Origin of the sequence: Achromobacter xylosoxidans, assembly GCF_014490035.1 — a bacterium.
Taxonomy (GTDB): Bacteria; Pseudomonadota; Gammaproteobacteria; order Burkholderiales; family Burkholderiaceae_B; genus Achromobacter; species Achromobacter bronchisepticus_A.
The window spans coordinates 4798417-4812051 of record NZ_CP061008.1 but is presented as its reverse complement, the minus strand read 5'-3'; the positions used below and the strand labels follow the sequence as shown (position 1 = coordinate 4812051).

11 protein-coding genes are annotated in these 13635 nt (G+C 65.0%); 5 read left to right on the top strand and 6 right to left on the bottom strand.

Going from position 1 to position 13635, the window contains the following annotated elements:
- Positions 1 to 22: 22 nt before the first annotated feature.
- On the top strand, positions 23 to 1459 hold the full coding sequence (locus tag IAG39_RS22310; protein WP_059379228.1) for a diguanylate cyclase: 1437 nt from the start codon (positions 23 to 25) through the stop codon (positions 1457 to 1459).
- A gap of 78 nt (positions 1460 to 1537) precedes the next feature.
- Here the strand turns inward: IAG39_RS22310 and IAG39_RS22305 are convergent, their stop codons facing one another.
- Positions 1538 to 2437: a recombination-associated protein RdgC gene (locus IAG39_RS22305; protein WP_054451049.1), complete on the bottom strand. Its 900-nt coding sequence runs from the start codon at positions 2435 to 2437 to the stop codon at positions 1538 to 1540.
- Positions 2438 to 2585: 148 nt separating this feature from the next.
- Here IAG39_RS22305 and IAG39_RS22300 point away from each other — a divergent pair, with 148 nt between their 5' ends.
- Positions 2586 to 2795 (top strand): hypothetical protein, encoded by a 210-nt coding sequence (locus IAG39_RS22300; protein ID WP_059379226.1) that lies wholly within the window; start codon positions 2586 to 2588, stop codon positions 2793 to 2795.
- Between the two features lie 417 nt (positions 2796 to 3212).
- Here the strand turns inward: IAG39_RS22300 and IAG39_RS22295 are convergent, their stop codons facing one another.
- From IAG39_RS22295 to IAG39_RS22285, 3 genes are all read right to left on the bottom strand, one after another.
- On the bottom strand, positions 3213 to 4874 hold the full coding sequence (locus IAG39_RS22295) for an MFS transporter (RefSeq protein WP_059379225.1): 1662 nt from the start codon (positions 4872 to 4874) through the stop codon (positions 3213 to 3215).
- Between the two features lie 194 nt (positions 4875 to 5068).
- Complete coding sequence (locus tag IAG39_RS22290) at positions 5069 to 6448, bottom strand: sensor histidine kinase (RefSeq protein WP_118933365.1); 1380 nt, start codon at positions 6446 to 6448, stop codon at positions 5069 to 5071.
- A gap of 115 nt (positions 6449 to 6563) precedes the next feature.
- Complete coding sequence (locus tag IAG39_RS22285; protein ID WP_013392535.1) at positions 6564 to 7253, bottom strand: response regulator transcription factor; 690 nt, start codon at positions 7251 to 7253, stop codon at positions 6564 to 6566.
- A gap of 231 nt (positions 7254 to 7484) precedes the next feature.
- Between IAG39_RS22285 and recA the strand changes: the two genes are divergently transcribed.
- On the top strand, positions 7485 to 8549 hold the full coding sequence (gene recA, locus IAG39_RS22280) for a recombinase RecA (RefSeq protein WP_059379220.1): 1065 nt from the start codon (positions 7485 to 7487) through the stop codon (positions 8547 to 8549).
- 135 nt (positions 8550 to 8684) lie between these two features.
- The gene (gene recX, locus IAG39_RS22275; RefSeq protein ID WP_118933343.1) at positions 8685 to 9371 is read left to right on the top strand and encodes a recombination regulator RecX; all 687 of its coding nucleotides are present in this window, start codon (positions 8685 to 8687) and stop codon (positions 9369 to 9371) included.
- A 78-nt stretch (positions 9372 to 9449) separates the two neighbouring features.
- Here recX and IAG39_RS22270 read toward each other — a convergent pair whose 3' ends face one another.
- Together IAG39_RS22270 and IAG39_RS22265 are read right to left on the bottom strand one after the other, a co-directional pair.
- The gene (locus IAG39_RS22270; protein ID WP_223283423.1) at positions 9450 to 10124 is read right to left on the bottom strand and encodes a hypothetical protein; all 675 of its coding nucleotides are present in this window, start codon (positions 10122 to 10124) and stop codon (positions 9450 to 9452) included.
- A gap of 112 nt (positions 10125 to 10236) precedes the next feature.
- On the bottom strand, positions 10237 to 11154 hold the full coding sequence (locus tag IAG39_RS22265) for a LysR family transcriptional regulator (RefSeq protein ID WP_059379209.1): 918 nt from the start codon (positions 11152 to 11154) through the stop codon (positions 10237 to 10239).
- A 141-nt stretch (positions 11155 to 11295) separates the two neighbouring features.
- Here IAG39_RS22265 and metE point away from each other — a divergent pair, with 141 nt between their 5' ends.
- Entirely contained in the window at positions 11296 to 13593 is a 2298-nt protein-coding gene (gene metE, locus IAG39_RS22260; protein WP_118933342.1) for a 5-methyltetrahydropteroyltriglutamate--homocysteine S-methyltransferase, read from the top strand.
- Positions 13594 to 13635 lie beyond the last annotated feature (42 nt).

The window sequence follows — 13635 nt, the reverse complement described above, 5'->3', positions numbered from 1 at the left end:
GGGGCCTGCGGACGGATTATCTATGTCTACAAGCAGTATTGGCGTTCCGCCAACTTCCGATCGTCACGCCGGCTCATCCGGCCAGGCGTGCTACCTGAGCGCGTCCGACGAGCAGGCCTGGATAGCGGTCTACCAGTCGGTTGACGCCTATACGCGCGGGCAGGTCGCCGCGGTGGTGGGCGACAGCCTGTCCGCCCTGGTCGACGCCTTCTATTCCACGCTGCTGGCCGATGCCGAGGCCGGCCCCCGCCTATCCCACGACATCGTGTCCAGCCGCCTGCATGCCGGCATGACCCGCTGGCTCAAGGGGTTGCTGTGCGTGCGCGACCAGGGCGATATCGCCGCCCTGATGGCCACGCAGAAAAAAGTGGGCGAGGTGCACGCCCGCGTCCACATCCCGATCCATCTGGTGATGGCTGGCGCCCGCATCCTCAAGAACGAGATCGCGTTGCGCCTGCGCGCCAGCGACCTGGACGGCATGGCCGCGTCGGTCGCCACCCAGTACGTGTGCAACTTGTTCGACCTGGCGGTCGAGCAGATGAGCCGCGCCTTCATGCGCGACATCAGCCGCGGCGCCCGCAACGACGAGGCCTACCGTCTCTTCGCCCTGGGGCAGAACATTTCCACGGAACGCGAACGCCAGCGCGCCGCCTTGCTGGAGTGGAGCCAGTCGGTGCTGATCGGCTTGCATTACCGCGCGCCGGGGCAAAGCCTGCCGCGGCTGGCGGCCTCGGAATTCGGATTGTGGCTGCAGCACAAGGGCGGGGCGATGTTCGAAAGCGCCCCGGGCCTGCAGCAGATCACGGACGCCGTCGCGCAGCTGGACGGGGTAGTGCTGCCGCAATTGATGCGCGGCGAAGAACAGGGTCTCGCCGCTTCGATGCCGGACCACGTGCGCGAGTTGCAGGAGCTGGTGGCGCGCATCAAGCACCTGCTCAACGGCCTGTTCGACATGGTGGCCGAGATCGAGAGCGGCAGCGATCCGCTGACCAATGTGCTGAACCGGCGCTTCCTGCCCTCGGTGGTCGGGCGCGAAATCTCGATCGCGCGGCGCCAGCGCAGCTCGTTCTCCGTTCTGCTGCTGGACATCGATCATTTCAAGGCCATCAACGACCAGCACGGCCATTCCGGCGGCGACCAGGTGTTGCGCCAGTTTGCGGAAGTGCTGCATCAATCGTGCCGCTCCAGCGATTTCGTGTTCCGCTACGGCGGCGAGGAATTCCTCGTGGTGCTGGTGGATGCGCAACAGGAGGCCGCGCTGGCGACGGCCGAGAAGCTCGGCGCGGAGATCCGCCGCCATGTCTTCACCATTCCCGAGGCAGCGCCGCTGCACATCACGGCCAGCATCGGCGTGGCGACCTTCGACGGCCATCCGGACTATGCCTATCTGATCGACCGCGCGGACCAGGCGCTGTACCAGGCCAAGCAGGCCGGCCGCGACCGGGCCGTGGCGGCCTGAGGCCCAGCTCGCGCGCATGAAAAAGGCCGCCCGGTCAAGGGCGGCCCGTGGCTTGCCTGGCGCCAGGGCGCCTGAGGCTTACACCTTCTTTTCGCCGCCCAGCGCGTCGACCAGCTCGGCCATCATCTTGGCCAGTTCGCCCGTCATCAGCATCATGTCGGAATCGAACTTCTCGTCGTCGTTGGCGGCCACGCCTTCGTTGCCTTCCTTCAGCACGTCCAGGGGCGCGACGCGCTTGACGTCCAGGCCTTCGGTGAGCACGAACGAAATGCGGTCGGCCCAGGTCATGGCCAGGCGGGTGCACTGCTTGCCCGACTGGATATGGCGGCGCACGTCATCGGCGTCGATCGAGTGCTTGACGTAGCGGATCGCCGCGCCGCTTTCGCCCGACGAACGCAGCTCGGTGTCCTGGTCGATCGAGAAGTTGGCCGGAGCCTCGTCCTCGGCCAGCCAGCCGGTCATGGCCGAGGCCGGCGACTGCGCCACGTACAGGTTTTCGAGCGGGAAGGGATCCACGCACTTGGCCAGGAGGCCGATGACTTCGTCGGCCTTGGCCGAAGCGGCCGCATCGATCACCAGCCAATGGTTCTGCGGATCGATCCAGACGCGGGTGTCGCGGTACACGCTGAAGGCGCGCGGCAGCAGCTCGTCGGTGACGCGCTCCTTGATTTCCTTCATCTGCTTGCGGCCCGGCTTGTAGCCTTGCTGCTCTTCGATTTCCTGGGCGCGGGCCTTGGCAACCTGGTTCACCACGGTGCCCGGCAGCAGCTTCTTTTCGGCGCGCAGGCTCAGCAGGATCTGGCCGTTGACCACATGCGCCAGGCCGCCGTTCTCGCGCGGAGGAACCCAGCCCAGGCTTTGCATTTCGAGGTTGTTGCCGCTTTGGTAGGCATGCCGCGCGAGCGTTTCTTCAAGCTGGTCGCCGACCAGCGTCCACGGCGAGGAGAGGCGATAAATCTTGAGATTCTTGAACCACATGAGCGTCGGCCAAAAGGGTTGATTCTATACGACGCGGCCGCTTTGCCGAAGTGCGGCAATACCGCAGCGTGATGCGACACCTTCTGTCACTGACAGCGGCGAGCCGATGCGCTACTGTCCGCGCAGCAAGTCGAACTGGAGATAAAAAATGAAGATCATCGGCGCCATTCTGATCGTCCTGGGCATCGCCGCCCTGGCCTACAAGGGCTTCAACTACAAGTCCGAGGAGACCGTGCTGCAGATCGGTTCGGTGAAGGCCACCGCCGAGACCGAGAAGTCGGTGGCGATTCCGGCCTGGGCCGGCATTGCGGCCATCGTGGCCGGCGTGGTGGCAATCGGCGTGGGCATGCGCCGCTGATTGCGGGCGGCCGCGACCGCTGTCGGCAGGATTCGATCATGGCGACCGAGAGGTCGCCATTTTCACGTGCGCGGCATAAAAAAAAGCGGCCCGGCTCATTGAGGGCCGGGCCGGTACGGGAGCACGCAATACCGCGTCATAAAAGGCTCGCGGGGAACGCGGTATCGGTGTCAGAACACTGGCCCTGCAATCGTCCGACAGGGGGATCAATCGTCGGTCGATCTGGCGCAAGGCCGTAATCTGAGCACCCAGTCTAATGGGGCGGGTCTGACATGGTCCTGAAAGTGCGGGCCTCTTTTTAGCCCGCTCGCTCCCTGGAGGCGGATCCTGCTTGATTGCGCGCAAAAAAAAAGCTCCATAAGGAGCTTTTGAAAGGCCGGGCGGGCGCAGCAGTCCCGTCCGGCGGGGGATGGCCTTTTAAGCGTTGATGTCGTTGTCCTTGGATTCGCGCACGAACAGCGTGCCGATGACCAGGGTCATGACTGCAATGATGATCGGGTACCACAGGCCGTCGTAGATGTTGCCGGTGGCCGCGACCACGGCGAAGGCGACCGGGGGCAGGAAGCCGCCGAACCAGCCGTTGCCGATGTGATACGGCAAGCTCATCGACGTGTAGCGGATGCGCGTCGGGAACATTTCCACCAGCATGGCTGCGATCGGGCCGTACACCATGGTCACGTAGATCACCAGGATGGTCAGCAGCACCACGACCATGACGTTGTTGCTCTGGGCCGGATCAGCCTTGGCGGGGTAGCCGTGGCTGCGGATCGCGGTGGTCAGGGCCTTGTCCAGTTCGGCGGCCTTGGCCTTGAAGTCGGCGGGGGCCATGGTCTTGCCGTCGAACGAGGCGAACTCGTCGTTGCCGATCTTGACCTTGGCGACCGAGCCGGCCGGCGCCGCTTCGTTCTTGTAGTTCACCGAGTTGCGGGCCATGAACGACTTGACCACGTCGCAAGAACTGGTGAAGGACGAAGTGCCTACCGGGTTGAACTGGAACGAGCAGGTGGCGGGGTCCGCGATCACGGTGACCGGGGCCGTGGCCTGGGCCTTTTCCAGCGCCGGGTTGGCGAAGTGCGTGATGCCCTGGAAGATCGGGAAGTACGTCGCCGCGGCGATCAGGCAGCCGGCCATGATGATGGGCTTGCGGCCGATCTTGTCCGACAGCGCGCCGAAGATCACGAAGAAAGGCGTGCCGATCAGGAGCGCGATCGCGATCATGATGTTGGCGGTATTGGCGTCGACCTTCAGCGTCTGCGTCAGGAAGAACAGGGCGTAGAACTGGCCCGTGTACCAGACCACGGCCTGGCCGGCGGTCAGGCCCAGCAGCGCCAGGATCACGACCTTCAGGTTCTTCCACTGGCCGAACGATTCGGCGATCGGCGCCTTGGAACCCTTGCCTTCTTCCTTCATGCGCTGGAAGGTCGGCGATTCGCTCAGTTGCAGGCGGATCCACACCGAGATGCCCAGCAGGACGACCGAGATCAGGAACGGAATGCGCCAGCCCCAGGCCTTGAAGTCGTCTTCGCCCATGAACGTGCGGATGCCGAGGATGACCAGCAGCGACAGGAACAGGCCCAGGGTCGCGGTGGTTTGGATCCAGGATGTGTAGAAGCCGCGGCGGCCATGCGGCGCGTGCTCGGCCACATAGGTCGCGGCGCCGCCGTACTCGCCGCCCAGCGCCAGGCCTTGCAGCAGGCGCAGGACGATCAGGATGGCGGGAGCGGCCAGGCCGATGCTGGCGTAGCTGGGCAGCACGCCGACCAGGAACGTGGACAGGCCCATGATCACGATCGTGACCAGGAAGGTGTACTTACGTCCGACCAGGTCGCCCAGGCGGCCGAACACCAGGGCGCCGAACGGGCGCACGGCGAAACCGGCCGCAAACGCCAGCAGGGCGAAAATGAAGCCCGCGGTGGGGTTCACACCCGAGAAGAAGTGTTGCGCGATGATGGCGGCTAGCGAGCCGTACAGATAGAAGTCGTACCACTCGAAAACCGTGCCCAGCGACGACGCAAAGATGACGCGGCGTTCATCCTTGGTCATCGGGCGCGGATCCGCGGATGGGCCGCGGCCTGCCATGGTTGTTGTGCTCATGATGTCTCCTCGGTTTTATGGCCGGCGGTGGTCCGCCGTGCTGCGCCCGCCGCCGGCGAGCCGACATTGAGCTATATGCAACATTGGGGGGTGAGGCTGACGAGGTTCTGACGGGATACTTACTTGAGTCTTAAAATTGAAACCGAAAGTAACGTCTCCCTGGGAGGCTAGGGATAGTCCTAGGAGACGTCGGAGAGGTCTGACAACTCAGCGTAGAGCGGAAAGATCACGCGGATCCGCATGCCGGGCAGGTTCGAATACGTCGTGGGGTGATCGCTGATTTCGACGCTGGCCTGGTGCTTCTGGGCGATCTCGCGCACGATGGCCAGCCCCAGGCCGCTGCCGTCGGACTGGGTGCCCAGCACGCGATAGAAGCGGTCGAACACGCGTTCGCGTTCCTCGGGCGGAATGCCTGGCCCGGAATCCTCCACCTCCAGCACCGCGTGTCCGTCCTGGACCTGCGCACGGACCGTGATGTGGCCGCCGCGCGGCGTGTAGCGCAGCGCGTTGTCCACCAGGTTGTTGAGCAGTTCGGCCAGCAGCAGGGGGTTGCCGTTGATCTCCACCGGCTGGTCCGAGCCTTCGAAGCCCAGGTCGGTACTCAGCGAGAGCGCCTGCGGCACCCAGTGCATGGCCTGTTCGTAGGCGATGGCGTTGATGTCCGTGCGCGTCATGCCGATGGCGCTGGGGTTCTCGGCCCGGGCCAGCAGCAGCAGCTGGTTCACCAGGCGCGTGGCGCGTTCGGAGCCGGTCACGAGCTGGCGCAGGCTGGACTGCATTTCCTCGGGGCTGGCGTCGCGCAGGGCCAGTTCGGCCTGCGTGCGCAGGCCGGCCAGCGGGGTCTTCAGCTGGTGCGCGGCGTCCGCGACGAAGCGGCGCTGCGCCTGCACGTTGGACGAAAGCCGATCCAGCAGGTCGTTCATTGCGGCCACCAGGGGCGCGATCTCGGTGGGGGCGGCGCGCTCGTCGATGGGCGACAGGTCGTCGGGCCGGCGGGCCCGCAGGCGCTGCTGCAGCGCATTCAAAGGCGCCACTCCGCGCGACAGCCCGAACCACACCAGCAGCACGGCGACAGGCAGCACCACGAACTGCGGAATGATCACGCCCTTGATGATGTCGTTGGCCAGTTGCGTGCGCTTTTCGACGGTTTCGGCGGCGATCAGCAGCGCCGGCTGGGTATCCGGCAGATGCAGGTCCACCCAGGTGAACGCCAGCCGGACCCCGAAGCCGCGCAAGGTCGCGTCTTCGTACTGGACTTCGCCGGGGCGGGGCTGGCCCACGGTGGAAGGCAGGGGCAGGGCGCGGTCGCCGCCCAGGTATTCGCCGCGGCTGCCCAGCGCCAGCCAGAACACGCTATCGGTCTCGTCGGCGTGCAACACCTCGCGCGCGGTGTTGGTCATCTTCAGCACGGCCCGGCCGTCCTGCGCGTGCACCTGCAAGGTCAGTACATGGAGGTTGTTGGCCAGCGCGCGGTCGTAGGGCACGTTGGCGATGTTCTGGGCCACCACATAGGTGATGGCCACGCTCATCGGCCACAGGAGGAACAGCGGCGCCAGCATCCAGTCGAGGATTTCGCCCAGCAGGGAGCGCTGCGGCGGCGCGAAGCTCGGGCCCTTGGCCCCCGCCCGCATGACATCCAGTGCTTCCTGGTTCAGCGCTTCCGGCGGCGCCGCTTCAGCTTGCGAGGTACGCCGCACCCTGGTCCCGCTCAAGACAGTAGCCCAGGCCGCGCACGGTCACGATCTTCACGCCGCTGGGTTCCAGCTTCTTGCGCAGGCGATGGACGTAGACCTCGATGGCGTTGGTGCTGACCTCTTCGCCCCATTCGCACAGGTGGTCGACCAGTTGCGTCTTGCTGACCATGCGGCCGCTGCGGGTCAGGAGGATCTCGAGCAGGCTGACTTCGCGCGCCGACAGGTCCAGGGTCTGGTCGTCGACCATGGCGACGCGGCCGGTCTGGTCGAACAGCAGGCGGCCGTGCTTGATCATGGTGGCGCCGCCGCCCGCGCCGCGCCGGGTCAGGGCCCGTACGCGGGCCTCGAGCTCGGACAGCGCGAAAGGCTTGGCCATGTAGTCGTCGGCGCCCAGGTCCAGACCTTTGACGCGCTGTTCGATGCTGTCGGCCGCAGTCAGGATGAGTACCGGCAGGGCGGAATTGCGGGCGCGCAGGCGGCGCAGCACTTCCAGCCCGGCCAGTTGCGGCAGGCCGAGGTCGAGGATGAGCAGGTCGAATGCCTGGGCCGCCAGCGCCGAATCGGCCGCCAGTCCGTCGCGCACCGCATCCACGGCATAGCCGTTGTGGCGCAACGAGCGGGACAGGCCGTCGGCCAGGATGCTGTCGTCTTCGGCGATCAGGATACGCATGGGCTACAGTGAGAAAAGGCCCCGCGGCGCAAAGGGGACAAAACGCCGGGTTCGTCTGGCATTCTGGCATAGGGCGCCAAGCTTGCCACTCAGGGTATACGTGCAAAACACTGGCACACTGGTTTTATGTACAGTATAATCCGATGCCATAATCTGACCCGTTGCTCAAAGCACCCGCCTAACCCTGCGGCACTTCCCTAGACACCAGATACGTTACAGACAGGACTCTACATGGACGACAAAACCACCAAGGCCGCCGCATCGGAAAAGGCCAAGGCGCTTGCCGCCGCGCTTTCGCAGATCGAAAAGCAGTTCGGCAAGGGCTCGATCATGCGCTACGGCGACAACGATGTTTCGCATGACATCCAGGTGGTTTCCACGGGCTCGCTCGGTCTGGACATCGCGCTGGGCGTCGGCGGCCTGCCGCGAGGCCGCGTGGTTGAAATCTACGGTCCGGAATCCTCGGGCAAGACCACGCTGACGCTGCAAGTGGTCGCTGAAATGCAAAAGCTGGGCGGCACCTGCGCCTTCGTCGACGCCGAACACGCGCTCGACGTGCAATACGCCTCCAAGCTGGGCGTGAACCTGGCCGACCTGCTGATCTCGCAGCCGGACACGGGCGAGCAGGCCCTGGAAATCACCGATGCGCTGGTGCGCTCCGGTTCGGTCGACCTGATCGTCATCGACTCGGTGGCCGCGCTGGTGCCCAAGGCCGAAATCGAAGGCGAAATGGGTGATTCCCTGCCCGGCCTGCAAGCCCGCCTGATGAGCCAGGCGCTGCGCAAGCTCACCGCCACCATCAAGAAGACCAATTGCATGGTCATCTTCATCAACCAGATCCGCATGAAGATCGGCGTGATGTTCGGCAACCCCGAAACCACCACCGGCGGCAACGCGCTCAAGTTCTACGCCTCCGTGCGCCTGGACATCCGCCGCATCGGTTCCATCAAGAAGGGCGACGAAGTCGTCGGCAACGAAACCCGCGTCAAGGTCGTGAAGAACAAGGTCGCGCCGCCGTTCAAGCAGGCCGAATTCGACATCATGTACGGCGCCGGCATCTCGCGCGAAGGCGAAATCATCGACCTGGGCGTGGCCGCCAATGTGGTGGACAAGTCCGGCGCCTGGTACAGCTACAACGGCAATCGCATCGGCCAGGGCAAGGACAATGTCCGCGAGTACCTGAAAGAACACAAGGAACTGGCCATCGAAATCGAGAACCGCGTTCGCGAGAACCAAGGCATCGTCAGCCGCGCGGCAGAATTCGTGCCGACCGCGGAAGATACCTCCGAAGAGTAATCGGATCGGTGGCGGGCCTGGCGCGGCGCAATTCAGCTTCGCCGCAAACGGCCGGCCTATCGCGTCGGGGTAGCCCGAACAGTTGCGGCAGGCGCCAGGACGGGCCTGCCGTTATGCATAGCAAGCAGGAAACGCATGAGCTGGAAACCGCCGCCCGCCTCAGCCGAACGCCTACGCGCCAAGCTGGACGATGAATTCGAAACCGTGGCCAAGCCCCAGGGGTTGCGCCGCACTTCGGATGCGCGCCGCGATCAGGAAGCGGAATCCAGCGATGCGCCAGATCAGTGGAGCCGCAGCTCGGAAGCCGGCAATGCGCGCCGCGGCCGCCGTGCCGTCGCCGGAGCCGAGGACGGCCCGGATGCGGACGGCCAATCCGCCCGCAAGGGGCCGTCGCTGAAGATGCGGGCCGTGGGCTATCTGTCGCGGCGCGAGCATGCCCGCGAAGAGTTGGCGCGCAAGCTTGCCGCCTACGCCGAGGACCCGGGCGAGGTCGAGGCCGTGCTGGATGCCCTGGAAAAAGAAGGCTGGCTGTCCACCGAACGTTTTGCGCAAAGCCTGGTGCACCGCCGCGCATCGCGCCAGGGGGCGGCGCGCATCGTGCAGGAATTGCGCCAGCATGGGGTGGACGACAACCAGGTCGCCGAATTGCGCGAACAGCTGCGGGCCACCGAGTACGACCGCGCGCTGGAGGTCTGGAAGAAGCGCTTCAGCGCCAAGCCGGAAGACCGCGCGGCCTACGCCAAGCAGGCGCGCTTTCTGGCCAGCCGCGGCTTTGCGCATGACGTGATCCGCCGGATACTGGGCGAGAGCGACGAGGATTGAGCAGCCCTGTGCGGGGCTTGTCCGTACGCCCATGAAAATCCGCCGTGGCGGATTTCCCAAAAAGCGAGGCGACGGGCCTTATTCCTGGATGGCAGACAGGAAATCCGGGTCCTTGGCCAAAGCTTCGGTGCTGAGCCGTATCGAATCGTTTAGCGAAGTGAAGAAATTGGCGAACTTGTTCGTGCGTCGCTTGGTTTCCTTGGTTTGCGTGTACACGGGCTTCTGCGTGGCCTTGTCGGTCACGACATAGGCGATACGCAATGTCCAATCCACCGAATACCCCAGGTCGTCCGCCAGGAATTCCTCGACTTCGGCGGTCAATAGACGGCGCTGTTGGTTGCCATTGACCTTGACGCCGATGAAGCGCAGTTCGGCAAAGGTGGCATCCCGGACAAAGTCCTTGACGTCCTTTTCGAGCAATATGCTGCCGATTGCGGTGTTGCGGATCTGATTCGGAGCGATTTGCGGGGCGCGGTAGCTGCCAGTGGAGTTCGGTGAGCTGGCCTGCTGCGAGGTCGACAGGCCGGCGTTGGCGTAGCGCTGGGGTTTGGGCTGTTCTGCCGCCTCTTTCTTGTTGGGTTCGTAGGTGAAATCGCCGACTTCGACAGCCCCTTCAGCGCTGATCACCGAGGAAGGCGAGTACTGCACCGGGAGCGTGTTCGGAACGTTGCCGCAACCCGCCAGCAAGGCGATGGAAGCAAGAATGGCCGAACGGCCGATAACGCGCGCTGAGAACAACGATGGCAAGAGCATGTTTTTGCTGCTGGCTCGAAGGTTTGAGGGAGCAGCATTCTAAGCCTTATGTACTAAATTGAATCTTATTATTTTTTAATGTATCGCGAGTCGGCGACATACGGCAGGGGCGCTATTTTGCCGACTTGATCCCCGACAAGGTCTTGAAGCACACATCCCGGGTAATGGTCAGGAACTCATCGATGTACGAGGCCTCCGTGTCCTCGCTGCGCACCGTCGCATACAGCGTGCGCCACACGCCTTGCGGGCCCAGCCGGCACAGCCGCAGCCAACCCTGATTCATGTATTCCGTCAGCGCCCAGTTGGGCAGCGCGGCCACGCCGCGGTTGCTGGCCACCAGTTGCGCAATGATGGGGGTGAGTTCCGCGCGGCGGATGGCGGCCGGCTCCACGTCGGCGGGGTCGAGGAAGGCCGTGAAAATGTCCAGGCGCTGCTTGTCCACGGGATAGGTGATGAGCGTCTGGTCGGCCAATTGGTCCGGCATGACGAACTTGCTGCCGGCCAGCGGATTGGATTCCGACACGGCCAGCACAAGCTCGTACTTGAACAGCGGCAGGTATTCCACTGCGTCCAGCGGCTGGGGATCGGAGGTGATAACCAGGTCCAGGTCGCCCCGCACCAGGGCGGGCAGGGGAGCGAAGGAAAACGCCGCCGACAGATCCAGCGCCACGTCCGGCCATTGCACGCGGAAGGCATCCAGGGCCGGCATCAGCCACTGGAAGCAGGAATGGCAGTCGATGGCCAGGTGCAGCCGGCCGGTGCGGCCCGCGGCCAGCCGCTGCAGGTCCCGTTCCGTGGCGCGAATGCGCGGCAGCACTTCATCCGCCAGCGCCAGCACCCGCAGTCCCGCCGTCGTCAGCCGTGCCGGTCGCGTGCGGCGGTTCAACAACGGCGTGCCCAGCCGGGTTTCCAGGTCGCGCAACTGGTGCGACAGGGCCGATTGGGTCAGATGCAGGCGCTCGGCGGCTTCCTGCAGGCTGCCGCCGTCGCGGATGGCGGTAAGCGTTTCGAGATGGCGGACTTCAAGCATGGGTGCCTGCAGGGATGGGAAATAAGCTCATATTCTATGAGATTTTCTCATTCTATAAATGTGGACATTGATTTTGATTCATTTTGATTTGGCCTCAAAATGGCTGTCACTTGAACAAATTTTGTCTAACGGTGGTGATTCATGACTACGATTCATAATTTGGGGTTCCCCCGCATCGGCGCGCAGCGTGAACTGAAGCGCGCGGTCGAAGCCTATTGGGCCGGCCGGCAGACCGCCGGGGATCTTGAGCAGACGGGCCGCGAGCTGCGCGCCAGGCACTGGAAGCTGCAGGCCGCCGCCGGCCTGAAGTTCGTGCCGGTGGGCGACTTCGCCTGGTACGACCAGATCCTGGAATGGACCACGCTGCTGGGCGCCGTGCCTGCCCGCTTCGGCCAGAACGACAGCGAACCCGTCACGCTGGACACGCTGTTCCGCATGGGCCGCGGCCGCGCGCCGTCGGGCAAGCCCGCCGCTGCCTGCGAAATGACCAAGTGGTTCGACACCAACTACCACTACATCGTGCCGGAACTGGCGCCGGGCCAGACCTTCCGCATCGCCCGCGAATCGCTGTTCGAACAGGTCCGGGAAGCGCAGGCCCAGGGTTGCGCGGTGAAGCCCGTGATCCCCGGGCCGTTGACCTGGCTGTATCTGGGCAAGGGCGACGCCTTTGCCGCCGGCGCCGCCGATGAGGGCAAGCTGCAACTGCTGGCCGCGCTGCTGCCGGTCTACCAGGAAGTGCTGGCGCGCTTCGCCAAGCTGGGCGTGCAGTGGGTGCAGATTGACGAGCCCATTCTGGCGCTGGACCTGCCGCAAGCCTGGCGCGGCGCGTTCAAGCAGACCTATGAGCAGCTCTCTGCCAGTCCGGTCAAGCTGCTGGTGGCCACGTACTTCGACGGCCTGAAGGACAATCTGCCGACCGCTCTGGGCCTGCCCGTGGCCGGCCTGCATGTGGACCTGGTCCGTGCGCCCGAGCAGCTGGCGGAAGTGGCCGCCGGCCTGGGCGCCGAGCAGGTGCTGTCCGCTGGCGTCATCAACGGGCGCAACATCTGGCGCACCGACCTGGACGCGGCCATCGCCACGTTGACCCCCATCAAGCAGCAATTGGGCGACCGCCTGTGGCTGGCGCCGTCGTGCTCGCTGCTGCACGTGCCGGTGGACCTGGCGCATGAAACCGAGCTGGACACGGAACTCAAGAGCTGGCTGTCGTTTGCCGCGCAGAAGCTGGAAGAACTGAGCCTGCTGGGCCGCGCCCTGGACCGCGCCACGCAAGCCGCCGCGCAGGACGGCCTGGCCAAGCAGCGCGCCGCGCTCGCCGCCCGCCGCGCTTCGACGCGCATCCACAATCCGGCCGTCGCCCAGCGCATGGCTGGCGCTGCCGCGGTGTCGCGCGACCGCGCGCCGTTCGCCGGCCGCATCGCCCGCCAGCAGGAACAGCTGGGCCTGCCCGCCTACCCGACCACGACCATTGGTTCCTTCCCGCAGACCGCGGAAATCCGCGCCTTGCGCCGCGACTGGAAGTCGGGCGCATTGACGGACTCGGGCTACGAGGCCGCCATCCGCAAGGAGATCGAGGAAGTCATCCGCTTCCAGGAAAAGGTGGGCCTGGACGTGCTGGTGCACGGCGAACCCGAGCGCAACGACATGGTGGAGTACTTCGGCGAGCTGCTGGCCGGCTTCGCCTTCACCAAGAACGGCTGGGTTCAGAGCTATGGCTCGCGCTGCGTCAAGCCGCCTGTCATTTTTGGCGACGTCGCGCGTCCGGCGCCGATGACGGTGGGCTGGTCGTCGTACGCGCAGTCGCTGACCGACAAGCCGGTCAAGGGCATGCTGACCGGCCCGGTCACCATCCTGCAATGGTCGTTCGTGCGCGACGACCAGCCGCGCGAGCAGACTTGCCGCCAGCTGGCGCTGGCGCTGCGCGACGAAGTGGTGGACCTGGAAGCCGCCGGCATCAGCGTTATCCAGATCGACGAGCCCGCCATCCGCGAAGGCCTGCCGCTGCGCCGCGCCGATTGGCAGGCCTACCTGGATTGGGCCGTGGATTGCTTCCGCCTGTCGACCGCTGGCGTGCGCGACGAAACGCAGATCCACACCCATATGTGCTATTCGGAGTTCAACGACATCATCGAGTCCATCGCCGCCATGGACGCGGACGTGATCACGATCGAAACCTCGCGCTCCAATATGGAGCTGCTCAAGGCGTTCGAGGACTTCCGTTATCCGAACGATATCGGTCCCGGCGTGTACGACATCCATACGCCGAACGTGCCTGAAGTGGATTGGATGGTCGGCCTGATGCAGAAGGCCTCGGCCCGTCTGCCCAAGGAGCGTCTGTGGGTCAATCCTGACTGCGGACTGAAGACGCGCGCCTGGCCTGAAACCGAAGCCGCGCTGATCGGCATGGTGCAGGCGGCCCGAGCCTTGCGCCAGGCGGCCTGAGCAGACAGCTTGCCGCAACGCCGCCGGATACTTTGAGGCCGG

Bases quoted from the DNA above. Each gene is read 5' to 3' on its own strand.
- IAG39_RS22310 (WP_059379228.1), top strand. From the start codon at position 23: ATGTCTACAAGCAGTATTGGCGTTCCGCCAACTTCCGATCGTCACGCC.
- IAG39_RS22305 (WP_054451049.1), bottom strand. From the start codon at position 2,437: ATGTGGTTCAAGAATCTCAAGATTTATCGCCTCTCCTCGCCGTGGACG.
- IAG39_RS22300 (WP_059379226.1), top strand. From the start codon at position 2,586: ATGAAGATCATCGGCGCCATTCTGATCGTCCTGGGCATCGCCGCCCTG.
- IAG39_RS22295 (WP_059379225.1), bottom strand. From the start codon at position 4,874: ATGGCAGGCCGCGGCCCATCCGCGGATCCGCGCCCGATGACCAAGGAT.
- IAG39_RS22290 (WP_118933365.1), bottom strand. From the start codon at position 6,448: ATGCTGGCGCCGCTGTTCCTCCTGTGGCCGATGAGCGTGGCCATCACC.
- IAG39_RS22285 (WP_013392535.1), bottom strand. From the start codon at position 7,253: ATGCGTATCCTGATCGCCGAAGACGACAGCATCCTGGCCGACGGCCTG.
- recA (WP_059379220.1), top strand. From the start codon at position 7,485: ATGGACGACAAAACCACCAAGGCCGCCGCATCGGAAAAGGCCAAGGCG.
- recX (WP_118933343.1), top strand. From the start codon at position 8,685: ATGAGCTGGAAACCGCCGCCCGCCTCAGCCGAACGCCTACGCGCCAAG.
- IAG39_RS22270 (WP_223283423.1), bottom strand. From the start codon at position 10,124: ATGCTCTTGCCATCGTTGTTCTCAGCGCGCGTTATCGGCCGTTCGGCC.
- IAG39_RS22265 (WP_059379209.1), bottom strand. From the start codon at position 11,154: ATGCTTGAAGTCCGCCATCTCGAAACGCTTACCGCCATCCGCGACGGC.
- metE (WP_118933342.1), top strand. From the start codon at position 11,296: ATGACTACGATTCATAATTTGGGGTTCCCCCGCATCGGCGCGCAGCGT.